Here is a 519-nt window from a genome sequence, read left to right as displayed (position 1 = left end):
CGCCTGCGCCTGGAATGGGAGCGCGCGCAACGCTCAGGCGAGCCACTGGCCTTGCTGATGATTGATGTCGACCACTTCAAGGCCTTCAACGACCGCCATGGTCACCAGGGTGGCGATGAGGCCTTGCGCAACGTGGCCCGGGTCATCGGCAGCAATATTCGTCGCCCCGCCGACCTGGCTGCGCGCTACGGCGGCGAAGAGTTCGCGGTGATCCTGCCGGATACCGACGGCGAGGGTGCGAGCACCATCGCCGAACATATCCGCAGTGCGGTGGAGCACTTGCCACCGGCGGACGGCGACGCGCTGTCGGTCACCGTCAGCGTCGGGCTCAGTACCTGGGACAAACGCAGCCGTGGCTCGCTGGAAGAGCTGCTGCTGAGTGCCGATCGGGCGCTGTATGACGCCAAGCATTCCGGGCGCAACCGCATCGTTCACAGCCAGGCCACATAAGCCGTTATCAGCAACTACGCTAAGGGCATCCTCGAAGCAGAAGTACGCCCGATGAGCCCAGGCACTACC

At 64.7% G+C, this 519-nt stretch carries 1 protein-coding gene; it reads left to right on the top strand.

What is annotated here, in order from left to right:
- A partial coding sequence (locus HX873_RS29595; RefSeq protein WP_177123615.1) for a GGDEF domain-containing protein occupies positions 1-450 on the top strand: 450 nt, incomplete at its 5' end.
- Positions 451-519 lie beyond the last annotated feature (69 nt).

The sequence above is a fragment of the Pseudomonas sp. P7758 genome (assembly GCF_013386485.1).
GTDB lineage: Bacteria > Pseudomonadota > Gammaproteobacteria > Pseudomonadales > Pseudomonadaceae > Aquipseudomonas.
The sequence above is the reverse complement of the archived record's forward strand: the minus strand, read 5'-3'. Positions and strand labels throughout refer to the sequence as shown.